At 60.3% G+C, this 24,920-nt stretch carries 22 protein-coding genes and 5 tRNA genes; 26 read left to right on the top strand and 1 reads right to left on the bottom strand.

Annotated elements, in window-relative coordinates; translation table 11 throughout:
• Positions 1 to 235 precede the first annotated feature (235 nt).
• Complete coding sequence (locus tag SFHG_RS00765) at positions 236 to 730, bottom strand: bifunctional nuclease family protein (RefSeq protein WP_238318234.1); 495 nt, start codon at positions 728 to 730, stop codon at positions 236 to 238.
• 220 nt (positions 731 to 950) lie between these two features.
• Between SFHG_RS00765 and SFHG_RS00760 the strand changes: the two genes are divergently transcribed.
• The 26 genes from SFHG_RS00760 (at position 951) to SFHG_RS00635 (ending at position 24,767) form a co-directional block, all read left to right on the top strand.
• Positions 951 to 1,027 (top strand) — tRNA-Ile (locus SFHG_RS00760).
• Positions 1,028 to 1,098: 71 nt separating this feature from the next.
• A tRNA-Ala gene (locus SFHG_RS00755) sits at positions 1,099 to 1,174 on the top strand.
• A gap of 115 nt (positions 1,175 to 1,289) precedes the next feature.
• Complete coding sequence (locus tag SFHG_RS00750; RefSeq protein WP_042432277.1) at positions 1,290 to 1,850, top strand: J domain-containing protein; 561 nt, start codon at positions 1,290 to 1,292, stop codon at positions 1,848 to 1,850.
• A 9-nt stretch (positions 1,851 to 1,859) separates the two neighbouring features.
• Positions 1,860 to 3,671, top strand: a complete 1,812-nt coding sequence (gene typA / locus SFHG_RS00745; RefSeq protein ID WP_042432274.1) for a translational GTPase TypA — start codon at positions 1,860 to 1,862, stop codon at positions 3,669 to 3,671.
• A gap of 287 nt (positions 3,672 to 3,958) precedes the next feature.
• Complete coding sequence (locus SFHG_RS00740; protein ID WP_042432271.1) at positions 3,959 to 5,173, top strand: peptidylprolyl isomerase; 1,215 nt, start codon at positions 3,959 to 3,961, stop codon at positions 5,171 to 5,173.
• A gap of 81 nt (positions 5,174 to 5,254) precedes the next feature.
• Positions 5,255 to 6,070: an ABC transporter ATP-binding protein gene (locus SFHG_RS00735; protein ID WP_042432269.1), complete on the top strand. Its 816-nt coding sequence runs from the start codon at positions 5,255 to 5,257 to the stop codon at positions 6,068 to 6,070.
• A 73-nt stretch (positions 6,071 to 6,143) separates the two neighbouring features.
• Positions 6,144 to 6,235: transfer RNA gene (locus SFHG_RS00730), tRNA-Ser, on the top strand.
• Between the two features lie 76 nt (positions 6,236 to 6,311).
• Positions 6,312 to 6,404: transfer RNA gene (locus tag SFHG_RS00725), tRNA-Ser, on the top strand.
• A 247-nt stretch (positions 6,405 to 6,651) separates the two neighbouring features.
• The gene (locus SFHG_RS00720; protein ID WP_042432268.1) at positions 6,652 to 7,125 is read left to right on the top strand and encodes a MarR family winged helix-turn-helix transcriptional regulator; all 474 of its coding nucleotides are present in this window, start codon (positions 6,652 to 6,654) and stop codon (positions 7,123 to 7,125) included.
• Between the two features lie 133 nt (positions 7,126 to 7,258).
• Complete coding sequence (locus tag SFHG_RS00715; RefSeq protein WP_042432265.1) at positions 7,259 to 7,801, top strand: hypothetical protein; 543 nt, start codon at positions 7,259 to 7,261, stop codon at positions 7,799 to 7,801.
• A gap of 450 nt (positions 7,802 to 8,251) precedes the next feature.
• Positions 8,252 to 8,545, top strand: a complete 294-nt coding sequence (rpsF, locus tag SFHG_RS00710; protein ID WP_042432258.1) for a 30S ribosomal protein S6 — start codon at positions 8,252 to 8,254, stop codon at positions 8,543 to 8,545.
• Positions 8,546 to 8,594: 49 nt separating this feature from the next.
• Positions 8,595 to 9,062 carry a single-stranded DNA-binding protein gene (locus SFHG_RS00705; RefSeq protein ID WP_042432256.1) on the top strand — a complete coding sequence of 156 codons (468 nt, stop codon included), beginning with the start codon at positions 8,595 to 8,597 and terminating at the stop codon, positions 9,060 to 9,062.
• A gap of 18 nt (positions 9,063 to 9,080) precedes the next feature.
• On the top strand, positions 9,081 to 9,341 hold the full coding sequence (gene rpsR, locus SFHG_RS00700) for a 30S ribosomal protein S18 (RefSeq protein ID WP_042432253.1): 261 nt from the start codon (positions 9,081 to 9,083) through the stop codon (positions 9,339 to 9,341).
• A 15-nt stretch (positions 9,342 to 9,356) separates the two neighbouring features.
• Entirely contained in the window at positions 9,357 to 9,884 is a 528-nt protein-coding gene (rplI, locus tag SFHG_RS00695) for a 50S ribosomal protein L9 (RefSeq protein ID WP_042432250.1), read from the top strand.
• A 183-nt stretch (positions 9,885 to 10,067) separates the two neighbouring features.
• On the top strand, positions 10,068 to 11,480 hold the full coding sequence (dnaB, locus tag SFHG_RS00690) for a replicative DNA helicase (protein WP_042432246.1): 1,413 nt from the start codon (positions 10,068 to 10,070) through the stop codon (positions 11,478 to 11,480).
• 35 nt (positions 11,481 to 11,515) lie between these two features.
• Positions 11,516 to 12,802, top strand: a complete 1,287-nt coding sequence (locus SFHG_RS00685; protein WP_042432244.1) for a metallophosphoesterase family protein — start codon at positions 11,516 to 11,518, stop codon at positions 12,800 to 12,802.
• Positions 12,802 to 14,979, top strand: coding sequence for an ATP-binding protein (locus tag SFHG_RS00680; protein WP_202898022.1), 2,178 nt, complete (start codon positions 12,802 to 12,804; stop codon positions 14,977 to 14,979). The genes SFHG_RS00685 and SFHG_RS00680 overlap by 1 nt, the downstream gene beginning before the upstream one ends.
• 45 nt (positions 14,980 to 15,024) lie before the next feature.
• The gene (locus tag SFHG_RS00675; protein WP_042432241.1) at positions 15,025 to 16,335 is read left to right on the top strand and encodes an adenylosuccinate synthase; all 1,311 of its coding nucleotides are present in this window, start codon (positions 15,025 to 15,027) and stop codon (positions 16,333 to 16,335) included.
• A 123-nt stretch (positions 16,336 to 16,458) separates the two neighbouring features.
• Complete coding sequence (purD, locus tag SFHG_RS00670; RefSeq protein WP_042432238.1) at positions 16,459 to 17,751, top strand: phosphoribosylamine--glycine ligase; 1,293 nt, start codon at positions 16,459 to 16,461, stop codon at positions 17,749 to 17,751.
• Between the two features lie 113 nt (positions 17,752 to 17,864).
• Complete coding sequence (locus SFHG_RS00665) at positions 17,865 to 19,193, top strand: coproporphyrinogen III oxidase family protein (protein WP_042432235.1); 1,329 nt, start codon at positions 17,865 to 17,867, stop codon at positions 19,191 to 19,193.
• A gap of 128 nt (positions 19,194 to 19,321) precedes the next feature.
• Positions 19,322 to 19,397: transfer RNA gene (locus tag SFHG_RS00660), tRNA-Phe, on the top strand.
• A gap of 332 nt (positions 19,398 to 19,729) precedes the next feature.
• Positions 19,730 to 20,200: a 5-(carboxyamino)imidazole ribonucleotide mutase gene (gene purE / locus SFHG_RS00655; protein ID WP_042432234.1), complete on the top strand. Its 471-nt coding sequence runs from the start codon at positions 19,730 to 19,732 to the stop codon at positions 20,198 to 20,200.
• Positions 20,201 to 20,346: 146 nt separating this feature from the next.
• The gene (locus SFHG_RS00650) at positions 20,347 to 22,299 is read left to right on the top strand and encodes a thiamine pyrophosphate-dependent enzyme (protein ID WP_042432231.1); all 1,953 of its coding nucleotides are present in this window, start codon (positions 20,347 to 20,349) and stop codon (positions 22,297 to 22,299) included.
• Position 22,300: 1 nt separating this feature from the next.
• The gene (locus SFHG_RS00645; RefSeq protein WP_042432228.1) at positions 22,301 to 22,897 is read left to right on the top strand and encodes an indolepyruvate oxidoreductase subunit beta; all 597 of its coding nucleotides are present in this window, start codon (positions 22,301 to 22,303) and stop codon (positions 22,895 to 22,897) included.
• Between the two features lie 301 nt (positions 22,898 to 23,198).
• The gene (locus SFHG_RS00640; RefSeq protein ID WP_042432226.1) at positions 23,199 to 24,440 is read left to right on the top strand and encodes a phenylacetate--CoA ligase family protein; all 1,242 of its coding nucleotides are present in this window, start codon (positions 23,199 to 23,201) and stop codon (positions 24,438 to 24,440) included.
• Positions 24,441 to 24,587: 147 nt separating this feature from the next.
• Positions 24,588 to 24,767 carry a hypothetical protein gene (locus tag SFHG_RS00635; protein WP_042432221.1) on the top strand — a complete coding sequence of 60 codons (180 nt, stop codon included), beginning with the start codon at positions 24,588 to 24,590 and terminating at the stop codon, positions 24,765 to 24,767.
• Positions 24,768 to 24,920 lie beyond the last annotated feature (153 nt).

Here is a 24,920-nt window from a genome sequence, read left to right as displayed (position 1 = left end):
TCGATTGGGTGATAGCCAATACCCACCTTGCTTTCCGATAAGGCTTATACCGGATGCGAGTTTTAAGATCTTCGAGCGGATTGCAGCAAGCTCGGAAACCAATCAAGGTGATATGGGGCTTAGTGATTCGATGGCAGCATGAGATGTTTCACGTGAAACATCTCAGTAGGAGGGTGCGGTTGGGCTGGGTGATCGCGTGGAGTGTCGGTCTGCGGGTATGGTGGTCGCTGCAGTGCTACGAGAAGTCCTTTGGGTCGAGGTCCTCCAGGAACGAGCGGAACTCCTCGAGTTCCTCTTCGGCGGACTCGTCCTCGATGGGCTTTCGAACGATGTAGGGGTACGAAGCACGCTCTAGGACGTCCTCGTTGACATAGAGCGGGGCATCTTCGCGCAAAGCAAGGGACAGAGCGTCACTGGGGCGGGCGTCCAGCTCGATGAGCCTCCCGTGCTGGCTCAGCGTGAGCTTCGCGAAAAACAGCGATCCCTTCACCTTGTCGATAAGGACGTGGTCGACGCTTGCATCAAGGTTGGTGAGGGCGTCGAGCAGCAGGTCGTGCGTCGTGGGGCGTGCAACCTTGGTATGCGTGACAGCCAAGTGCAGCTGAGCCGCTTCGGAGGCGCCCACCATAATGGGCACGATGCGCGATATGCCAGGCACGGGGCTCTCCTCGATAGGCTGCAGCACAAGGATGGAAAGGCCCGGTGCGCTTCCGATAATGATCTTTTGCACGGCGATGGGAACCAATCCTGCTCCTAACTATAAGCGATTCGCTCATATATAATATCGAGCCCTTCAGAAGCTTCTTTATAAGGGATTATACTCGTGAATACGGCTCTGACCTGCGGTTTCTTCTGTAAAACAGCGGTTGGAAATAATTTTTCAAAAAGTTGAAAATTCTTCTTGACCATTCTTGGAAGACCTGGTTATAATAAACGAGCACTTTTCGAAGGGGCCCGTAGCTCAGTTGGTTAGAGCGCACGCCTGATAAGCGTGAGGTCGCTGGTTCAAATCCATTCGGGCCCACCAGTATTTGCGATAAACGCTCCACCGTGAGCCGAGTTTGCCGGTGGAGCGTTTATTATTGTAAAGTGCGAGTTGGGGGTTTAGCTCAGCTGGGAGAGCGCGGGCTTTGCAAGCCTGAGGTCAGGGGTTCGATCCCCCTAACCTCCACCATTTAAGATTATTTGCAGGTCCGGAAACGGGCCTGCATTTTTTTTGCCCGCAGGTCCGGAAACGGGCCTGCTTTCGTATCGGGGCAGGAAATGGTCGAGCTGATAAGCGAGGTGTCATGAACCGTCTGGAAGCATTGCGTGCCTTGGGATTGGATGAGGACGCTACTGACGAGGATATCAAGACCGCTTATCGCGAAACGGCGCAGATCTTGCATCCCGACCGCTTCGCCACCGATAAAAAGCTGCAAGACCGGGCAACCGAGCAGTTTAAGAATCTGCAAGAGGCCTACGATTTCCTGACATCGTCCAAGGGCCGCAGGAAAGCGGGCGGCTCCTCGGCTTCGGCGCGTTCGGCGCGTGCGGCCTATGACGATGTCGATGCCCGTCTTGCCGGCATAGCCGCGGCCCGGACGCAGCTGGTGCGTCAACGCGATGCGGTATACGACGAACGTCGCAACGGCCTTGGCATGGCGGCTATCGGCGGGTTGGTGGCCCTGTTCTGCGGCCGACGTCCTTTTGGGTTGTTCGGTGTGGTTGCCGCCATAGCCGGCACTGCAGCCATCTGGGGCATTGTCCAGGTGGTATCATCGCAACGTTCCATCAACACGCTTACCGAGCATATTGACGAATTGAATAGGGAAGAGCGCAAGATCGCGCAAGAATCTGAAGAGGAGTAGCACACCCGTATGAAGCAAGAAGGCCTTCGCAACGTTGCCATCATCGCGCACGTCGACCATGGTAAGACCACGCTGGTCGACCGCCTGCTGTGGTCGTCCCACGTGTTCCGCGAGAACCAGGAAGTGCAGGAGCGCGTCTTGGACTCCAACGATCAGGAGCGCGAGCGCGGCATCACCATTCTGTCCAAGAACATCTCCATCCACTATAAGGGCATCAAGATCAACGTCATCGACACGCCCGGCCATGCCGACTTCGGCGGCGAGGTGGAGCGCGTGCTGAACATGGCTGACGGCGCCCTGCTCATCGTCGACGCTTACGAGGGTCCCAAGCCCCAGACGCGCTTCGTGCTCTCCCATGCTCTTGAGCGCGGCCTGCGCATCGTGGTCGTCGTGAACAAGATCGACCGCCCCAACGCCGATCCCGAGGGCGCTGTGGACAAGGTGTTCGATCTGATGGTCGAGCTGGGTGCTTCCGACGAGCAGCTTGATTTCCCCGTGGTGTACGCGTCCGCAGTCAACGGCTATGCCCGTCTGGAGCCCGATGACGGCAACATGGATATGATCCCGCTGCTTGACACCATCATCAACGAGATCCCGTGCCCCGATGTGGACGCCGAGGGTCCGGTTGCCCTGCAGGTCTGCACCGTCGACCACAGCAGCTATGAGGGTCGTATCGGCGTTGGCCGTCTGCACAGCGGCACCCTGCACGAGAAGGAGCAGGTGCTGGTCGTGCAGCCCGACGGTAATCAGTACAACGCCACCATCCGCAAGGTCTACACCTTCGAGAACCTGGGCAAGACCGAGGTTCCCGAGGCCCATGCCGGCGACATCGTGGCTGTGATCGGCGTCGAGGCGGCAGACATCGGCGACGTCATCACCGACCCCGAGAACCCGGTGGAGATGGAGCCCATCGCCGTCGAGGAGCCCACTATGGCGGTCGTGTTCGAGGCTTCCACCAGCCCGCTGGTCGGTCGCGAAGGCGACATCGTCGGCGCCCGTCAGCTCAAGGAGCGTCTCATGCGCGAGAAGGAGAGCAACATCTCCATGCGCATCGACGAGACTGAGGATAAGTCCGGCGTGCGCGTCGCCGGCCGTGGCGTGCTGCATCTGTCCGTTCTCATGGAGACCATGCGCCGCGAAGGCTTCGAGTTCCAGGTCGGCCGTCCGCAGGTCGTGTACAAGACTGACGAGCACGGCAACAAGCTCGAGCCGATCGAGGAAGCGACTGTCGACGTGCCGAACGACTACTCCGGCAAGGCCATCGAGGTCATGGGCACCGCCGGCGGCATCATGGAGGACATGTTCTCCGACGAGAGCATGACTCATCTGACGTTTAGCATCCCGTCCCGCGGCACCATGGGCCTGAAGACCCGCATCCTCAACGCAACGCACGGCGAGGCGGTGCTGTTCCATCACTTCCGCGAGTACGGCCCGTATTCCGGCGAGATGGACGGCCGCAAGAACGGCTGCATGATCGCTATGGCAACCGACAAGGCCGTCGCCTATGCGCTCGATACCCTGCAGCAGCGCGGCCGTCTGTTCGTCAAGCCCGGCGACGAGTGCTACGAGGGCATGATCGTCGGCGAGTCCGCCAAGGAAGGCGATATGGTGGTCAACGTGTCCAAGACGAAGAACCTGGGCAATCAGCGTTCCTCCACTGCGGACAAGGCCATCCAGCTGACCCCGCCGATCACCTTCACGCTTGAAGAGGCGCTGGAGTACATCGAGGATGACGAGCTGGTGGAGGTCACTCCCGAGTCCATCCGCCTGCGCAAGCGCATCCTGAGCACCATCGAGCGCAAGAAGGCGAACAAGAAATAGCGCAAAAGCCGTTTTCGCATCGACTTCACATTCGAGCGTGGTTCGATTGAGTGTCGGCAAGGCGCGACGGAATCAGCTTGAACCCCAAAAGGCGGCCTCCGGGCCGCCTTTTCTTATGGGGAAGTACCCCGAATGCTGTAGGAAAGCCCAGCTCCTGTGAATCCTGCATGGGCATATTGTGCTGGAAGAAAGGCGAATTCCGCCGTGTGGGAAAATACGCACGAGGCATTCGATTTGACCGTGGGACGCGTCTGTCCAGCGGTTTCATGCGTTTGAGGAAGGGTTTTATGAAGGCATCTCGCATTATCTCAACGGTTTGCGCGATGGGTCTTTCGGCGGCGTGCGTCATGGGCGTTGCCGGCTGCTCCAGCAATAACCAGAACTCCGGTTCGGGCGCGGTGGCCGCCACCATCAACGGTACCGAAATCTACGAGGACACGGTTACCGACTATATCCAAAGCGTTCGCGAGCAGCAGGGTCTGACCGACGAGGATTCTTGGGGCAATTACCTGGCTCAGATGGGCACCGATCCGGCAGGCGTGCGCGAGCAGATCATCAACACGTACGTCACACGCGAGCTCATCAACTCCGGTGCCGAGGAAAAGGGCGTTACCGTCGACAGCTCTGAAGTCGATAGCTATGTCGACAAGATGAAGTCCAACTACGACAGCGACGAGAAGTGGCAGTCTGCTCTCGAGCAAGCTGGCATGACCGAGGACGAGTATCGTTCCGAGATTGAGCTGCAGCTGAAGGCCAAGGAGCTCTACAACACCTTTACCTCCAGCGAGGAGCCTTCCAACGACGATATGCTTCAGTATGCGCAGATGTACGCCAGCGCCTACGATGGAGCCAAGCGTTCCAGCCACATCCTGTTCGATTCCGATGACGAGGCAACCGCTCAGGACGTGCTGAACAAGATCAACTCCGGCGAGCTCGACTTCGCCGAGGCTGCCAAGCAGTACTCCAAGGACACAGGTTCCAAGGACGCTGGCGGCGATGTGGGTTGGGATAAGACCAGCTCGTTTGTGCAGGAATACACGGATGCGCTGAGCGGCCTCGAAAAAGACCAGGTCAGCGGTTTGGTTACCAGCAGCTACGGCATCCACATCATCAAGTGCACCGACGTGTACAACGCTCCGAAGGAGAAGGCCGACGACGGCACCGAGACGGTGAAGATCACCAGCCTCGACCAGATCCCCTCCGAGTGGCAGGAGACCATCAAGCAGTCGCTGCAGTCTCAGGGTCAGACCACGAACTACCAGAACTGGCTGACTGAGAAGAAGGAATCTTCCGACCTCAAGATCAACGACATGCCTTCCGGCCTGCCTTATGACGTTGACATGTCGAAGTATCAGACCGAAGATCCCAACAGCACCGATAGCGCCGATACCAACGTTTCGGCTGCCGACTCGACGGACGGAGATGCCTCCGCCAGCACCGATGGTTCCGCTGACAGCTCTGCCAGCGCGGCCGACGCTGAGGGAAAGTCTTCGGCAAACTAGCCTGCAGGGGCGCGTGAAGCAAGTATAAGAAGGGAACCCGTCTCAACGGGTTCCCTTCTTCGTTTGGGAAGGAATGGGTGTATGAGCGAAGAAAACACCGAAGTGCAGCCCTTGTTCGAGCTCAACGACGCCGAGGTCGTGCGAGCGGGCCGTACAATCCTGCACGTTGATAAGTTCCTGCTTGCAAAAGGGGAGAACATCGCGCTTTTGGGTCCGAACGGCGCCGGCAAATCGACGTTCGTGAAGCTGATCACCAGGGAGGTGATGCCGTTGTACCGTGAGCAGCCTCCGGTGAAGTTCAACGGCAACCCGCGTGCGACGTTGGTGGATGTGCGCAAAACGCTGGGAATCGTGTCGTCCACCATGCAGGCGCAGATCAACGTCCATCTACCTGCTGTGGATATCGTGGAAGGCGGTCTGTTCGGCACGCTCGGACTTCCGCGTCACGTCCACCCGGATGAGCGCACGCATGCGAAGGCGCTTGACGCTATGGAGATGCTGGGTGTGGCGAAGCTTGCAGATCAGGACATCATGACCATGTCGAGCGGCCAGGCGCGCCGCGTGCTCTTCGCTCGCGCCCTCGTGCACGATCCGAGCACGCTGCTGCTTGACGAGCCGTGCACGGGGCTGGACCCGGAAGGTATGTACTATGTGCGTTCGAGCATGCGCGACCTTGCAAAGGCGGGCAAGGGTATCGTGCTGATTACCCACTATCCGGAGGATATCATCCCCGAGATTAAACGTTTGGTCCTGGTCAGAGAGGGAAAGCTGTTCGCTGATGGGGCGAAAGAGGATATGCTGACCGACCAGATGATGAGCTCGCTGTTCGATGTTCCGCTGCAAGTTGCGAAAAATGGCAAAAACAATGAGTATTTTTCTCTTGTGAGTTCGTACTAGATAGTGTAAAATACCTAACCGCTGCATGAGCGCACGAGAGAAAACGTGAAAGCAATGCAGGCTGTAAGCAAGCGGAGAGATGACCGAGCTGGCCGAAGGTGCACGATTGGAAATCGTGTATACGCCAAAAGCGTATCTGGGGTTCGAATCCCCATCTCTCCGCCAGATTATCCCGGCGGAACCTTTACGGTAACGCCTTTTTTATAGGTCGGCATAAATACCCAGCCGACCCACCCCATGCGGAGGGGTGGCAGAGTGGTTGAATGCGGCGGTCTCGAAAACCGTTTCACCGGAAACCCCGGTGACGAGGGTTCGAATCCCTCCTCCTCCGCCAGGAAACTTGAAGCCCTTGCAAATGCAGGGGCTTTTTCATTTCCCAGGCAGTTGCGCTATTGCTTTGGGATTTTCAAGAAAGAATCTTATTCATGAATAATCATAGATATAAATATAACCTGGGGAAATAGTAATCCACGGAGTGTTTATGGATAACGATGTTTCACGTGAAACACTGTACAGGCAACACTCGTATACTCACGTTATTCGAAGATTGCCTTACCTTATCGGTATAGAAAGGAATCACCATGAACGAAGCCGCAAAGTCTTTGGCTCAGATGAAGAAAGCGAACAAGCTTGTACGCCTGGCGTTCCGCAAGAACGGTCCGAAGAGCTTCAAGCGCGGTCAGGGCGCACTGCTTCAGGCCCTGCTGGTTGACGATGGCGCTACGCAGCGCGATCTCACCAAGACGCTTGGCATGAACCGCAGCAACCTTAAGGACATCGTGAAGAAGGCTGAGCGCAACGGTTATGTGACCATCGAGTCGGCAGATCAGCCGCGCACCTACGCGGTGAAGCTGACTGATCTTGGTCGCGAGCTTGCCGAGAAGCGCATTGCAGCCAACGATAAGACCGCCGAGGACATCATCTCCTGCTTGAGCGCCGAAGAGGTCGCCCAGCTTGACGCCATCACCGAGAAGCTGATCCTGGCGATGAAGGATAAGGGCATCTGCGGCAAGAAGAAGGGTTATAAGGTGCGCCGCAAGCGTCATCGTCGCTAAACCTGAACGCGGATTTTCAGCGGTTCGTTGCAACAACGATATCGTAGGTCGAAAGCCACGCTACACTGGATGCATCATGAAATGCATGCGGGGGCGTGGCTTTCGCATTGTAAAGAATCGAAAGGATACGGCAATGGCAGATCGCGTTGTTGAAAATCAGGATAACGAAGTTCCCGAGATCCCCGAAATCTTGGAGAAGGTGCTGCTGTTCTCGCTGGATGAGGCGAAGCAGAAGCTGTCCCAGAGCAACGAAGTTGTTCCCTTCACCGCGCTGGCGGTCAAGGAGAACCTGTTCATTGAGAACCATCCAGGCGAGTCTGTGGAGGCGTGTTTCAACGCAGCTCGCCATACGGTGCAGCATGCCCAGGGCGCGCAAGCTTATGCGCTCTGCTACGACGGTTACGTCGAGGTTGATGAGGGTGCGAAGGATGCTCTTATCGCCGAGGGCGGCGTGCCCGGCGCAGATAAGGGTTTCGCTGTGGGCTATCTGTACGAATGCTCCGAGGACGGCACCGTTGAGTTCGAGGACGAGCCGGCGTATATCGGCGAGGCCCCGAACTTCATGATCGCTCTGAAGGCCCCGGGCGAGTACAGCGACGATGAGATCGACGAGAAGTACACCGCAGAGGACGAGACCGAGTTCGAAGCGGTGGACGAGGGTTCCGAAGAGGAATAGCCCAAATAACTCGAGTTCGCCCAATAGAGGTTGCGAATCCGAGGACGGGGCTTTCCATGTGCCAAGCATTTTGCTCTTTCAGAAGCATGCTGTTCGAAATATCCGATAGTGCGAGATCGGTAAGATTAGCAAGCTTGTCCATCAAGCTAATAGGCTGGCGATAGACGCGAAGGCGGTTCACCTGCAAGGTTCAGGTGAACCGCCTTCGCCATTTCGACAAGGGTTCTGCAAGATGGCGTGCCTATAGTTGGGGATGCGGGCAGATGGCGGGCTGTGGAGCAGGGGCCTGCTGTCTGAGGTGCGGCGATATGTTGAAACGGTGCAGAAGGAAGAAAGCAAGGTGAAAGGCTGGCATTAGGGAATTGGGCTTGATAATATAGTCAGGCTAATTCCTGCCCCGGTGTGTGCCTTCACCAGCCCGGGGCCGTAAAGTCCAAAGGAGGTGAGCTGATGAAGGCTTACGAACTGCTGTTTATTATTGCTCCGTCTACCGACGAGGAAACCCGTGCAAATACGATGAATCGTATCCAGGGCATTATCACGTCCGCTGAGGGTTCCGTCGACAACGTTGACGAGTGGGGCAAGCGTAAACTCGCTTACGAGATCAATGGTCTGACCGACGGTGTCTACACCCTCATCGATTTCCACGCTGATCCCGCCGAGGTTGCAGAACTCGATCGCGTGCTGCGCATCTCTGATGTCGTTGTTCGCCACATGATCGTGAAGCGCACCGACCGCGAATAGGATTACGTAGGGGCCCACAAGGTCCCAGCATGAGAAGAGGTAGATACACATGAGCATCAATCGTGTCATGATCAGCGGAAATCTTACGCGCGACGCCGAAATTCGTTCCACGCAAAGCGGTATGGCCATCCTGGGGTTCGGCGTTGCGGTCAATGACCGACGCAAGAACCAGCAGACCGGCGAATGGGAGGATTACCCGAACTTCGTCGACTGCACCATGTTCGGCACCCGTGGCGAGAAGCTGCAGCCCTACCTTACGAAGGGCACGAAAGTGGCCATCGAGGGCAAGCTTCGTTACAGCTCGTGGGAGCGCGATGGTCAGCGCCGCAGCAAGCTTGAAGTGATCGTCGACGAGTTGGAGTTCATGTCCAGCCGCAACGGCAACAACGCCAACCAGGGTTACGACAACAGCATGACCGCAGGTTATGCCCCGCAGCCCGCTCCGATGGCCGCTCCCGTTGCAGCTCCGATCGTAGATGCCTCTGCTTCGGTTTACGACGAAGACATCCCGTTTTAAGCGAAAGAGGTTTACCAAATGTCCGACTACGCGAAGCAGCCTCGTCGCAAGTACTGCCAGTTCTGCAAAGAGGACGCGGAGTACATCGACTACAAAGATACTCAGATGCTGCGCAAGTATGTTACCGACCGCGGGAAGATCAAGCCGCGCCGCGTGACGGGTGCCTGCACCCAGCACCAGCGTGACATCGCGAACGCCGTGAAGCGCGCTCGCGAGATGGCTCTGATGCCCTACGCGGTTCCCGCAATTAGCGGCCGCGGCGACCGCCGCAATCGCTAGGCGCAAGGAGGAACCATGAAAGTCATCCTGCTCCAAGAGCTCAAGGGCAAGGGCGGCGAAGGCGACGTCGTGGACGTGGCCCCCGGTTTTGCCAACAACTACCTGATGCCGCAGGGCATCGCCATCCTGGCTACGAAGGGCAACCTGAAGCAGCTGGAGATGCGCAAGAACAACATCGCCAAGCGCGAGGCTACTCGCCTGGCCGATGCTGACAAGCTGAAGTCCGTGCTCGACGGTGCTTCCGTGAAGGTCGACGCGAAGGTCGGCGAAGAGGGCCAGCTGTTCGGCTCCGTTACCGCCACCCAGATCGCCGAGGCCATCAAGGAGGCTCTGGGCGTGGAGATCGACCGCCGTCGCGTCGAGGCTGGCAAGGCCATCAAGACCGCCGGCCAGCACGAGGTCGTCATCTCCATCTACCGTGACATCAAGGCCACGGTCACGCTGCTGGTGGGCATCGACGAGGTTGCTGCCGAGGAAGAGGCCGAAGAGGCCGAGACCGAGGTTGTCGCCGAGGAGGCTGCTGCTGAAGAGGCCGCTGAATAACTCAGCGCTTTAAAGCGAACTAGCAAATCCCCCATACGTTTGTGTGGGGGATTTTTCTATTTCAGGCTTCGAATCAGGTTGTTCTCCAATGCTTGATGTTGGTGTTCGGTTGACGTCCTGCGGCATCCATGGCGCAACTCTGAGTGCGGTATGATAAACCGGATACAAGAAAGGATGAGCAGCATGCCCGTTGACGTTCCCTATAATCCTGATTTTGCCCCTGAGGCGCCTGAGAGCTCCTCGATCCGCAAAATGGAGCCCCAGAACATAGAAGCCGAGAAGTCGGTGTTAGCAGCGTGCCTGCTCAACCAGGAGGCCATCGAGGATGTTGCCGCAAAACTCATCCCCGATAACTTCTATCGAGCCGCCCATCAGCGCATTTTCGAGGCTATGCTCGATCTTTACACGCGCCATATCCCCCTCGACCAGATCTCAGTTGCCGATAACCTGAAGGCAACGGGGCAGTTGGAAGCCGTTGGCGGCCAGGCGTACATCCTGGAGCTTGCCAGCAATTCGTTCGCCCTGGTCAATTGGCAGAATCATGTTGAAATCGTCAAGCGCACCTCCATCCTGCGCGATTTGATCCGTGCATCCGGGGAAATCCGCTCGCTTGCCTACGATGCTCCTGATGACCTTGGCGTTGTCGTGGAGCAGGCGGAGAAAACGCTGTTCGCGGTCACGGAGAAGCGTGTGTCCAGCGCATTCACGGGCATCGATACGTTGCTGGTCGACGCCTTCGAGGAACTACAGGAGATGGCGGCGCAGGAGAACAAGATCTCGGGCGTCGCATCGGGCTTCAAGGACGTTGACGACCTGTTCCACGGCTTTCGCGGCGGCGACCTGGTCATCCTTGCAGCACGTCCTGGTGTCGGCAAGACGGCCTTCGCCCTGAACTTGTGCACGAGCGCGGCGAAATTGGGCGCTACCGTGGCGTTTCTGTCGCTGGAAATGAGCGCCTCCCAGCTAGTGCAACGTGTTCTCGCATCCGAGGCGCGCGTGAGCTTGTCGAAGCTGCGCGCCGGCCAGGTGCAGGATGCGGATTGGGCGGCCATCATCGAGGCATCCAGCAACCTTTCTAAACTGAAAATCGAGTTCGACGACACGCCGGCGCTTTCCATCCTGGAGTTGCGCGCGAAGGCGCGCCGTGAGCTGCGCGACGCCGAAAAGGGCCTGATCATCGTCGACTACCTGCAGCTGATGCAGCCGCCGCAGGCGCGCCGTGACGGCAACCGCGCCGTCGAGGTCGCTGAGATTTCCCGTGGCCTGAAGGTGCTCGCCAAGGAAATGGACATGCCCGTCATCGCGCTGTCGCAGCTCTCCCGTGCCGTGGAGATGCGCGGTAAGAAGCGCCCGATGCTGTCCGACCTGCGTGAATCCGGCGCTATCGAGCAGGACGCCGACATCGTCATGTTCATCGACCGAAGCATGGACGAGATGGAGGCGGAAAGCGAGGACCGTCCCGACCTGGGCACGGCAGAGCTGATCGTCGCCAAGCACCGCAACGGTCCCACGCGCGATATCACGCTCGCCTTCAACGCGGAATACACCCGCTTCATGGACTTCATCGACGATTCGCGCGTTCCCGACTATATGTAGCGCACGCAACGACGGGGCCGGGGTAAACTGAAGCTATGACTGAGAGCCTGACATTCCTCCACACCGCCGATCTTCACCTTGGTGCGCCTTTCCGCGGCCTTGCCAAGGTGTCGCCTGCGTGGGCTGCCCGATTGGTGCAGGCCATCGCGGAAGCGTTCGATCGCGTCATAGACACGGCAGTCTCCCGTAAGGTGGACTTCGTGGTCATCTCGGGCGACGTGTTCGATGCGTCGCGCGCGTCATACGGCGACTACCTGCGATTCTTCGAGGGCATGCGCACGCTGGGAAAAGCGGGAATCCCGGTGTACCTGATCACGGGCAACCATGACCCTTATACCTCTTGGCAGCAAAGCGCGTTTTCCTTGCCGGAGAACGCCCACATGCTGCCGGCGGACAAGCCGGGTTTCGAGCTGTTCAGGCGCAACGGCAAGCCGCTTTGCATCATCGGCGGCCGCGGATACTACAACCAATCGTGGCCGATAGATGAATGCATCGCCGACGGCATCACGCGCGATGCGGCGCTTGCAGCCCTTCAGCAGCGCGAACCTGACGTCGCGCAGGCTCCCTTCGCCATCGGCATGCTGCATACCGGGTTGAACCTCGACCCCGTGAAAGCGCCGGTCAACCCCTCGGTGCTGCTTTCCGCCGGCATGGATTACTGGGCATGTGGGCATATCCATATGCGATACATCCACCCTGGCGAGGATGGTCCCCGCATTGCGTTCTCGGGGTGCATCCAGGGGCGCGACATCAAGGAAACGGGCCCGCGCGGAGCGCAGCTGGTCACGCTTTCCGAAGGCGCGGTCCCGCAGCTTGAATTCATCCCCACGGCAAGCGTGGTATGGCAGCGCCTGCGCGTCGACGTGTCCGACTGCACTACGTTGCCCGAGATCAGCGACCTGATCATCCGGGAGCTGTTCCGGGCGAACGGCAAGGCGCATTGCGAGGAGATGATCTCGCGCATCGCGTTGACGGGCACGACCGCGCTTCACGAGGTGCTTTCCCGTCCCGATGTGCTCGAGGACCTGCGCAAGCACGTGAACGATTCGTATGCGTCGTTCTTCTGCGACACCATGGTTGACGAAACGCAGGAACCGCGCGATAAGCAGGCCCTGCGTGAGGAAGGACTGTTCCCGGCGGTTTTTTTGCGCGTCGCCGAGACGCAGCGGTCCCTTCCCGAGGAGCAGATCTCCTTTCTGCAGCAGGAATTCCTCGATCGAGGGCTGCAGATGCCGTCGAGCTGTGCCGGCAAGGTGGGGAAGCTGTCTGAGCAGGCCGAGGATCTGGTGCTCGATATGCTGTCGCAAGGGGAAGAGCGCTAGTGGGCAAGTATCTGGAACATATCAAGATGGACGCGTTCGGCGCGTTCTCCAACCGCCTGATCGGGCCGTTCGGGCCGGGCATGAACGTGGTGTTCGGCCGCAACGAGGCCGGCAAGACTACGTTTGCCCAGTTCGTCGGCGGCGTCTTGTTCGGTTGGGAAGAGGCGCGCGGTCAGCGCAACACTTACAAGCCCGATAACGCGGAACGTGCGGGAACGCTGTTCTTCGCCAACGAGGACGGCTCGGAGGCGTCGCAGGCCTCGCGCATCCGCAACGCCGATGGGCTGCAGGGTGACGCGTCGGTCGCCGACGACATCGACCGCGAAACGTACCGCACCATGTTCAGCTTGACCAGCGACGAGCTGCGCCAGCTGCGCAACACCACCGACGTGACGGCCAAGCTGCTCACGGCCGGATCCGGAACGGGGGCTTCCCCGGCGCATGCGCTGACCGCGCTGCAAGAGCGCCTGGCGCAGTTCACCTCAAGGGCTGCGGCATCCGAGAAATCGCTGGTGAAGCTCGAATCGGAGCAGGATGAGCTGCGCCGTCGCATCGCCGCCGAATCCGACCGCGTGGAGCGTCTGAAGCGCGAGGATCGCGAGTTCGCCGAGCTGAAGCCGCAACGCGATGAGCTGCTGGCGAAGATCGGCGACTTGAACACCGCCATCGAGACGCTGAAGGCGAACCGCAAAACGCTGGAGAAGACCGAGGCGGACGAGGTCGAGCTGCAGGAGAAGATCGCCGATCTGCGTGCTCAGGAGGAGAGCCTGCGCTGCGAGCATAGGCTGGCGCAGCGCGAACATCCCGAAGAGCTGGCGGGCATCACGGCTACCGAGGAGCGCCATCTGCGTGACCGCATCGAGGCGCTTGCCGTCCAGGAGGCGAAGTCGGAGCACGCCGTCGACCTGGCGCGCGACAACTACGCAACTTCCAGGGCGGCCTACGAGGCGATGCTCGAGACCCAAGACGAGCAAAACGAGGCCATCCGCGCACGCCGTCAGCAGCGTGTGCAGATCGGCCTTTCCGTGGCGCTGCCCGTGGCCTTCATGTTCGCGGGCATCCCGCTGTTCATGCATGGCCGCGAGATAACCAGCCTGTCGTTCACCGCGCTGGGATTTTTCCTGGTGCTGGTGGCGGTGGTGCTCGCCGCGGCCTCGCTGATCATGCTGTTCAAGCCGGGCAGGAAAGGCGACGAACGCTCCCAACGCGTTCAAGACCGGCACTGGGTCATGCTGCAGGACAAGAAGAAGCTGGAAGCATGCCTGGCCGAGCAGGAGCATCAACGCCAAGCCGTGCAGGACGATCTTGCCGCCATGGGGCTTTCCGAAGCGAAAGACTCCCTGCGCCATGCTCGCGCGCTGCTCGACGAGGCGAAGGACGTCCGCGCGGAGAACGCCCTGTACATGCAGCGCAAGCAGGCGCTCGTGTCGCGCCGCACGGCGTTGGAGGATTCGCTTGGGAAGGCCCGCGAGATGCGCGAGAGCCTGTACGCGGAGATCGGCATGCGCCGCGAACGCGGCACGCTCGAGGCCGTGGACGCCTTCATCGCGCGCAAGACGCGCCAGCGCGAGGGCCTGATGGAGACGAGCGAGCACCTGAACCGCCGCTACGGCGAGCTTCGCCAGCTGCTTTCCCAGGCGAAGGGCGAGCGCAGCTTCGATGAGCTGAAGCTCGAGGCCCAGCAGCTCAAAACGCGCCGCGACGAGGCTGCCATGGAGTTCGCGAAGCTGCTGCTGGCGCGCCATATGCTCGAGGCGGCCATAGCGTCGTGGGAGAGCAAAAGCCAGCCCGAGGTGTATGCCCGCGCAAGCGAGCTGCTCAGCCTGATGACCGAGGGCAAGTGGGTGAAGGTGTCCATGAGCGCCGATGGCCGACTTCAGGTGACCGATGCGCTGCGCACCGTGCGCGAGCCCGTGCACCTGTCGCTGGGAACGTGCCAGCAGCTGTATCTGGCGTTGCGCATCGCGCTGCTCGTCACCGCCGACAACGTGGGACGCGCCGTTCCCATCATCGCGGACGACATCCTGGTGAACTTCGATTCCCAGCGCCGCGCGGGCGCGGCGAAGGCGTTGGCCCAGCTGGCGCGCCATCGCCAGGTCATTTTGCTGACCTGCCATGAAGAAATCGTTGAAACCATGCGCGTGGCCGATCCGGGCCTTACCGAAGTGGTTCTGTAGTACACTGTGAGGGTTGCGACACTGTTATCGAAAGGATGCGCACACATGCCCAGCACCGTTCTGGTTGGCGCCCAATGGGGCGACGAAGGCAAAGGCAAGATCACCGATCTCATTGCTAGCGAATACGATTACGTCGTCCGTTATCAGGGCGGCAACAACGCAGGCCATACCGTTATCCACGGCGACAAGAAGCTGGCGCTTCACCTGATGCCCTCCGGCGTCATGTACGAGAACGCCATTCCCGTCATCGGCAACGGCGTGGTGGTGGATCCCGGCGTGCTGGTCAAGGAAATGGCCATGCTCGAGGCTGAGGGCATCTCCTGCAAGAACCTCAAGATCAGCTGCGACGCGCATGTCATCATGCCGTACCACAAGGATCTTGATGGCGCCGACGAGAAGAGCCTGGGCGATCACAAGATCGGCACCACCAAGCGCGGCATCGGCCCGTGCTACCAGGACAAGGTTGCTCGCAAGGGTATCCGCATCCAGGACCTCATGGACGAGAAGATCTTCCGCTTGAAGGTCGAGACGGCGCTTATCCAGAAGAACGCCATCCTGGAGAAGATCTACGGCCTGCACACCTACACGGTCGAGGAGATCTGCGAGGAGTACCTGCCGTACGCCCGCATCCTCAAGCCGTATATGGCCGAGACCAGCCAGATGCTGAACAATGCCGTGCGTGAGGGCAAGTCCATCCTGTTCGAGGGCGCGCAGGGCACGCTGCTCGACATCGACCATGGCACGTACCCCTACGTCACGTCCTCTTCCTGCTGCGCCGGCGGCGCCGCTACCGGTTCGGGCGTGGGCCCGGTCAACATCGACCGCGTGCTGGGCATCCAGAAGGCCTACATCACCCGCGTCGGCGGCGGTCCTTTCCCCACCGAGCTGACGTACGCCGAGGACGGCGGCGAAGGCCTTGAGGCCGAGGAAGGCGAGACGCTGTGCCAGGTCGGCCATGAGTACGGCGTGACCACCGGCCGCAAGCGCCGCTGCGGCTGGTTCGACGCCGTCATCGCGCGCTACGCTGCCGACGTCAACGGCCTGACCGATGTGGCTCTGACCAAGCTCGATGTGCTTTCCGCCTTCGACACCATCAAGGTGTGCGTGGCTTACGAGTGCAATGGCGAGCGTTACGATTACTTCCCCATGCAGCAAAGCGTGCTGTTCCACGCCAAGCCCGTATACGAGGAGCTGCCCGGCTGGAAGGGCGAGGACATCACCGCCTGTCGCACGTTCGACGAGCTGCCGGAGAACGCCAAGAGCTACGTGGAGTATCTCGAGAAGAAGGTGGGCGTGCCCATCAGCATCGTGGCCGTCGGCCCCGATCGCGATCAGACCATCATGCGCGGCTGGTAAGACGCCGATAAACTCGATGGACTGCTGTCACTGAATAGCGAAGCGAATCCCGTGCGGGGCTGCATGAATCTGCGGTCCCGCACACGCATATTATCCGAGAGCTGGAAATGGAGGGTTAGTTACATGAACATCTTGGTTTTGGGCGGCGGCGGCCGTGAGCACGCCATTGCGTGGGCCTTGGCGAAATCCCCCCGTACCGACAACCTGTACGCGGCCCCGGGCAACGGCGGGACGGACTCCGTCGCGCAGAACGTGGCGGGTCTGAACGCCGAGGACGGCCAGGCCGTCCTGGAGTTCGTGAAGGGCAACGCCATCGACCTGGTGGTCATCGGCCCGGAAGCGCCGTTGGTGGCGGGCGTGGCCGACGTGCTGCGCGAAGCCGGCGTGGCGGTCTTCGGCCCCGATGCGCAGGGTGCGCAGCTCGAGGGCAGCAAGACGTACAGCAAGGAGTTCATGCAGGCCAACGGCATCCCCACGGCTCGCTATGGCAGCTTCACCGAGCTTGAGCCGGCGCTTGCGTACGTGCATGAGCTGGGCGCCCCCGTCGTCGTGAAGGCCGACGGCCTGGCCGCCGGCAAAGGCGTCGTGGTCGCCGACAACATCGAGGTTGCCGAGGACGCCGTGCGCAGCTGCTTCGACGGGGCGTTCGGCTCCGCGGGCTCCAAGGTTGTTGTGGAGGAGTGCCTGACCGGCCCGGAGTGCTCGCTGCTCGCGTTTGTCTCCGGCGGTAAGGCTCACTGCATGGCAACCGCCCAGGACCACAAGCGCGCCTTCGATGGCGACCGCGGCCCGAACACGGGCGGCATGGGCGTGTACTCCCCGGTGCCCATCGTCACCGATGAGGAGCTGGCGAACATGACGCACATGATGCGGGTTGCCGCAGCCGCAACGGCGCGCGAGCCCTTCAAGAACGATTACCGCGGCGTGCTCTACGGTGGCTTCATGCTGACGCCCGAGGGCCCGAAGGTGCTGGAGTACAACGCCCGTTTCGGCGATCCCGAGACGCAGGTCGTCCTGCCGCGCCTGAAGACCGACCTGGTCGATGTCATGATGGCCGTGGCCGAAGGCCGTCCCGACGACATCGAACTCGAGTGGGATGACCAGTGGGCTGTGTGCGTGGTGCTGGCTTCCGCCGGCTACCCGGGCAAGTACGAGAAGGGCAAGGTCATCCTAGGCGTTGAGGATGCCGAGGCCATGGATGGCGTGACGGTGTTCCACGCCGGCACCGCTCGCAACGCCGATGGCGAGCTCGTCACCGCCGGCGGCCGTGTGCTGAACGTGGTCGCGCTGGGCAAGACGTTCGACGATGCCCGTGCGAAGGCCTACGAGGCCTGCGACGTCATCAACTTCGAGGGCAAGCAGCTGCGCTCCGACATCGGCGCGAAGGCTGCCGCAGGCCGCGGAGCCTGGGAGTAAGGCCTCGCCTTTCGTGCACGAGGAGCGAAGCTTTCGTCGAGATTATATGAGACTGAAACGGTAGGATATAATTCCTACCGTTTTCACTAGGACGAGAAAAGGAGCGCGCGTACATGCTGTCAGAGCGCCTGCTTACGAACGTGGTTCGCCAATGCACGAACCAGTACCTGAAGCTCAAGCCCACCGATGAGGTGATGATGCCTGCACCTGAGCAGGGGAAACGCTATATGCTGTACATGCACGTGCCGTTCTGCGAGCGTCTGTGCCCGTACTGCAGCTTCAACAGGTTCCCGTTCAGCGAGGAGCGTGCCCGCCCGTACTTCGAGAATATGCGCAAAGAGATGCGCATGCTGAAGGATTTGGGCTACGACTTCGACAGCGTCTACATTGGAGGCGGCACCCCCACCATCATGATCGATGAGCTGTGCGACACCATCGACCAGGCGCGCGAGCTGTTCAATATCCAGGAGGTTTCAGGCGAGACGAACCCGAACCACCTGATTCCCAGCTATCTGGACAAGCTGCAGGGCCGCGTGCAGCGCCTGTCCGTGGGCGTGCAAAGCTTCGACGACGGCCTGCTCAAGCAGATGGACCGCTACGACAAGTACGGCTGTGGCCAGGAAATCCTCGAGCGCATCCAGGATGCCAGCCCGTACTTCGTGTCCATGAACGCGGACATGATTTTCAACTTCCCGGCGCAAACCGAGGACATCCTGATCAACGACATCGAGCGCGTCATCGAGAGCGGTTGCACACAGACCACGTTCTACCCGCTTATGGCATCGCCGTCGGTCGAGCGCAGCCTGGCCCGCACCGTGGGCAAGGTGGACTACGCCCGCGAGCAGAAGTTCTACGAGATCATCAGCGAATTGCTGACGGGCGGTCCCTTGCACCTGTTCGAGCACGGTTCGGCGTGGACGTTCAACAAGAGGAACACGTCGGCTGCCGGCGAGGACGCCATGATCGACGAGTACGTGGTCGACTATGAGGAGTATCCAGCCATCGGCAGCGGCGGCATCACCTATCTGGGCAGCAACCTGTACGTGAACACCTTCAGCGTGAAGGATTACAATAAGTGCATCGAGGCGGGTCACATGTCCATTATGGGCAAAACCACCTTCAGCAAGCGCGATCGCATGCGTTACCGCTTCATGATGCAGCTGTTCGGTCTGCGCCTGGATAAGCGCCAGTTCAAGAAGGACTTCGGCTGCTCGGTGGAGGTCGGCCTGCCGGTGGAGATGGCGTTCATGAAGGCCTCGGGCGCGTTCGCCACCGATAACGCCGACGAGCTGACGTTGACCCCGAAGGGCCGTTATCTGCTGGTCGTCATGATGCGCCAGTTCTTCATCGGCGTGAACAACTTGCGCGACCAGGCTCGTGCCGCGCTTCCCGGCGAGGAGAAGGAGCTGCTGTTCGGCAGCGGCTGCGCTGAGTGCAAGTAATGGGCCGGTCGACCTTGGGAGCGATTTCCTGAGAAGGGGAACGTATCTCAAAAAAGTTCGGAATCGGGGTTGACGAAAAGCGCTTGCTGCCGTAATATACTAACTCGCGTTCGCAACGAACGACTTCTGGTCGGGTAGCTCAGTTGGTAGAGCAGGGGACTGAAAATCCCCGTGCCGAGGGTTCAAGTCCCCCTCCGACCACCATGAACTTTACAAGCCCGATGGTGAAAGCCATCGGGCTTGTTGCTTTCTGGACCTGCTGCTCGAGTCTCGTCATTCCGTACCTGTTACTCGAGTCTCGCATTACCGGTTTCATATTTCCGAACCCGTTGCCCGGACCTGCTTTGAGTCTACTGTTCCGTAGTTGGCAAGCTCTCATGCTAGCTGGAGTTCTGCTCCGACTCCGCTTTCACGATTTTGCTTCCTTGGCTTTGGCATGTTTCGGTCTCCCATAATTTGCGTGCGGTTTTCCCAATGCTCCTGCATCCGCGTTACACTGCCTTGGAAAGCAAATCACGTGTTGAAAGGGTTGCGAAATGTCTTGCGATCACAAGAATCCCGTCATCGGCATCATCATGGGTTCCGAAAGCGATATGCCCGCTATGGAACCTTGCATGAAGCAGCTTGAGGAGTTCGGCGTCCCGTACGAGGTGAAGGTTGCCAGCGCGCACCGTAAGCCTGCCGAGGTGCATGAGTGGGCCTCCACTGCGTATGAACGAGGCATCAAGGTCATCATCGCCGCTGCCGGCAAGGCGGCTCATCTGGGTGGCGTGGTTGCCGCTTACACCCCCGACCCGGTTATCGCTGTTCCCATGAAGACGAGCGACCTTGGCGGCCTGGACTCGCTGCTGTCCATGGTGCAGATGCCTTCCGGCGTGCCGGTTGCCACCGTTGCCATCAACGGCGCGAAGAACGCGGCCATCTTGGCAGTGCAGATCATGGGCACCGGCTGCGACGGCGCTCGTCAGAAGATCATCGATATGAAGAAGGCCATGGCCGAGGCGTAAAGCCGGCCACTTGCGAAAGGGCGACGGGGCAACCTGTCGCCCTTTTGCTATCATGAACAGGTATCAAGACGATTCTTTCTTCGTTGTTTCACGTGAAACAACGAAGGGGGCGATTCCTGAAACCAGGCTTTGAAGCGGGGAAACATATGACGAAGAAACTGCTTATGGGCAACGAGGCGTTCGCCCATGCCGCACTTGAGGCGGGGGTGCGCGTTGTTGCGGGCTATCCCGGGACGCCGTCGTCCGAGGTGACGGAAACCGTGGCGAAGCTGCATGCTTCCGGCGCTGCTCAGGGCATCCATGTGGAGTGGTCCACGAACGAGAAAAGCGCGCTCGAGCTGCTGGCAGGCGCATCGTATTGCGGAGCGCGCACGCTGTTCACTTGCAAGCAGGTGGGCCTGAACGTGGCAAGCGATCCGCTGATGAGCTTGAACTACGTGGGAGTGAAGGGCGGCACGGTTCTGTTCGTGGCCGACGACCCCGGTCCCATCTCGTCGCAGACCGAGCAGGATACGCGCAGGTTCGGCAACTTCGCCAAGGTGCCGGTGCTCGACCCGGCAACGCCCGATCAGGGTTTCGACATGATGAAGGCGGCGTTCGAGCTTTCGGAGCGCTATAAGACGCCGGTCATCGTACGCCCCACCACGCGTGTGTGCCATGCTTCCACGTTCTTCGACGTTGCCGAGGAAACGCACGCCAAACCCATCCCCGAGGAGGGCTTCGAGCGCGGCCCGCGTTGGGTCATCTTCCCGAAGCGCGCCTATGAGGGCCATGGGGAAATCAACGAGCGCCTGCGCGCGATTGCCGTCGATTACTCGACGAACCCGGTTTTGAGCGCATTCAATCCCGTCGACGAGCGACGCGTGGCCGGCCAGCTCACCCGTCATGGCATCGTTGCGGGCGGCGTGTCGGCCGCTTATGCGCTCGAGGCCCTTCGTTTGCTCGAGGAGCGTGCGAACGAGCGAGGCGTGCAGCTGCCGGCATATCGTTTCTGGCAGGTGGGCACTCCCTTCCCGTTCCCTGAGCGCACGTGCGCCGAGTTCACCAAGGGGCTTGCCGATGTGCTCGTGCTTGAAGAGCTCGATCACGTGCTCGAAGACGAGTTGCTGGCGTTCGCGGGCAGGACGCATGCCGAGTACAACACGCACGGCAAGCTGACGGGTGAAGCGCGCGATCGCGGCGAGAACGACGTCGACGACATCCTTGCCCGTCTGGCCGTCTACCTCGGCGTCCCCGAGTTGGCCGAGGCGGAAGAAGCGACAACCTACGACAATGCCGACCCCAAGCAGCCTCTCCCGGTCCGCCCGCCGGTGCTGTGCCCGGGCTGCCCGCACCGCGGCAGCTTCTACGCCGTGAAGCGCGCGCTGGGTAAGAAGCCTGCCGTGTTCTGCGGCGACATCGGATGCTACACGCTGGGCAACGCCATGCCGCTCGATGCGGTGGACACCTGTCTGTGCATGGGCGCCGGCATCACCATGGCGCAGGGCTTCTCGGTGGTCGAGCCGCAGAAGAAGGCCTTGGCGTTCGTCGGCGACTCGACGTTCTTCGCAAGCGGTTTGCCGGGAATCGTGAACGCCGTGTACAACGGCCACGACTTCACGCTGTGCGTGCTCGACAACGCCACCACCGCCATGACGGGCAGCCAGCCGCATCCGGGCACGGGCGTGACGCTGATGGGCGAGCGTCGCAAGCCGGTTTCCATTGAAGCCGTGTTGAAGGCCGTGGGCTTCGAGTGCATCGTGCACGCCGATCCGTTGAACCTACAGCAGTCCATCGACGCTGCGCGTGAGGCGATTGATTTCGAGGGACCTTCCGCCATCATGTTCGAAAGCCCCTGCGTGCAGCTGTTCAAGCCGGCCGCTCCCGTGGTGTTGGACGCTCAGCGTTGTACGGGTTGCAAGAAGTGCATCACCGAGATCGGGTGTCCCGGCATCGGCTTCGACACCGATGCGCGCGGCCCGAAAAGCGGGGAGCGTGGTCAGGCGTTCATCGACGCCGGCCAGTGCAACGGGTGCGGGCTGTGCACACAGGTGTGCCCGTTCGACTGCATCTCCGTGGTCGACGCCGCATCCGCCGCAAGCGAGAAGAAGGAGGCCTAGCATGCTGAATATCCTGCTCACGGGCGTAGGCGGTCAGGGAACCGTTCTGGCTGCGAAGGTGCTTGCCCAGGCCGCTTTGGAAAAGGGCTGGCAGGTGCGCACGGCAGAGACCATCGGCATGGCGCAGCGCGGCGGCAACGTGGTGTCGCATGTGCGCATCGGCAACAAGGGCGAGCAGGTGCATGCGCCCCTGGTCAGCCGGGGTACCGCCGATCTGATCATCGCGTTCGAGCCGGCCGAGGCCGCGCGTGTGCTGCCTTATCTTGCCCCTGCGGGGACGCTGGTGTTCGCCACCACAGCGGTTCAGCCGGTCACGGCGGCGCTATCGAAGAACCCGTATCGCGCCAGCGACGTGATCGCGAACATGGAGCGCGCTCTGGCGGGCACTCAGGCGAAGCTCGTGCCCGTCGACGATGCCGCGCTTACGAAAGCGGCTGGCAGCCGCAAGGTACTTAACAGCCTGCTGCTTGCCAAGGCCTTGCAAACGGGATGCGTGCCCATCGATGTCGAAGACCTTCGCGCGGCGATCGCGGCTTGCGTTAAGCCGCGCTTCGTGGATATGAACCTGCAAGCCATCAACGTGGCGGTAGGGGAGTAGCACCGCAAAACCCTGCATTGCAAGCAACGGGACCGCAAATCGGTCCCGTTGCCGGTTTTGGGGGTTGCTTGCGGTTTGGTTTGGCCTACAATGACCAGTATGACTTCGGTATTCGACATCCACTTCTCCTCAGCCGCGCGCATCGCGTTGGCTGGTCGATGGCTTTAGCTTCAAGACCTGTAAGGCTTGGGGCCGATTTGCCGTGCTTTCCCGCAGCCTTTTCGGGCTTGAAGCGCCTACGCACTTTTCCTCACGCAGCATGAATAAAAAGAAACAAGCCATTTGAACAAGGGAGCATACTATGCAAATGAAGCCGGAGCAGCTTGAGATCATCAAAGAGCAGTTCAAAACCCTGAAGGACCGATCGGCCTTCTACGCCCGTAAATTCAAGGACATCGATCTGTCCGATGTGCGGACCCAGGAAGATTTCGAGAAGCTGCCGTTCTCGGAAAAGGCCGATTTGCGCGAGGCATACCCGTTGGGACTGCAGGCGGTGCCGGACGAGAAGATCGTCCGCATCCACAGCTCCTCGGGCACCACGGGCACTCCGGTCGTCATTCCCTACACGCAGAAGGACGTCGACGATTGGGCCACCATGTTCGCGCGCTGCTACGAGACGGCGGGCATCACGAACACCGACCGCATTCAGATCACCCCTGGTTACGGTTTATGGACTGCCGGCATCGGCTTCCAGCTGGGCTGTGAGCGCTTGGGCGCCATGGCCATCCCCATGGGTCCCGGCAACACCGAAAAACAGCTGCAGATGATGCAGGATCTGCATTCCACCGTCATCACGGGCACGTCCAGCTATGCGCTGCTGCTTGCCGAGGAGATCGAGAAGCGTGGCCTGCGCGATAAGCTCGACCTGCGCAAGGGCGTCATCGGATCCGAGCGCTGGAGTGAGAAGATGCGTCAGCGTATCGCCAACGAACTTGGTATCGAAATCTTCGACATCTACGGTTTGACCGAGATCTACGGCCCGGGCATCGGCATCTCCTGCGAAGAGCATCACGGCATGCACATTTGGGAAGACTACGTGTACTGCGAGATCGTCGACCCGAAAACCGGCGAGCAGCTGCCTGACGGCGAAGTGGGCGAGCTGGTGCTCACCACGCTGCGCAAGGAGGGCGCGCCGCTCATCCGCTACCGCACGCACGACCTTACGTGCATCATCCCCGGCGACTGCAAGTGCAAGTTCGGCAGCCACCATCCGCGTATCGACATCCTGACGGGCCGCACCGACGACATGGTCAAAGTGAAGGGCTGCAACATGTTCCCCTCCCAGATTGAGGAGGTGCTGCAGTTCACCGACGGCGCATCGTCCGAGTATCAGGTGATGATCGAGGCCATCAACGGCCGCGATGTGCTCACCGTGCTGTTCGAGACGCCGCTTGAGGGCGAGGAGCGCGAGCGATGCGAACAGCAGTTGGCGGCGATCTTCAAGGCGAAGATCGGCTGCACCCCCGAGGCGAAGGGCGTTCCCATGGGTGAGCTGCCGCGCAGCGAGAAGAAGTCGAAGCGCATCTTCGACTCCCGTTACTAAAAGCTTGCAAACAAGTTGAACGAAAGCGAAGCCGGGCCACGTGCCCGGCTTCGTTGTTTCTAATACGAACCTCTTTGCTAGGAAATAATGTTACCGTTCAGGAAAATCCTGAAGGGAAAAGCACTTGACTGTGGTAGAGTAGCGCCCATGAGCATCGTGAACGGACATATCGCCGCATCCCGCAGCGCTCAGCAGCCCGCTGAGCTGGCTGCCATGCTGTGCGCCTTCGAAGTCCAAACGATGTCTTTTGCGGGTAAGACCACCGGTGAATGCGGTGCGACGAAGCCCTGCCTTCCTTCCTATTATTATTCCTATCGATATCTGTAGCACACGGGGCTTAGCCGCTGCGTGCGTCCGTTAGACGTGGCGTATGTTCGCAGCGAACTCGGGCTTGTGCCGTGTGCGTTTCCGGGTTGGGCGATTCAGATGCGTTCGCTTGCCCAGCCGTGTCCTTGACGAGGGACAGCTGCTTTCCGAATA

Source organism: Senegalimassilia anaerobia JC110 (assembly GCF_000236865.1).
Lineage (GTDB): Bacteria > Actinomycetota > Coriobacteriia > Coriobacteriales > Eggerthellaceae > Senegalimassilia > Senegalimassilia anaerobia.
Note: the sequence above shows the minus strand (reverse complement) of the source record. Positions and strands in the feature narration are given on the sequence as shown.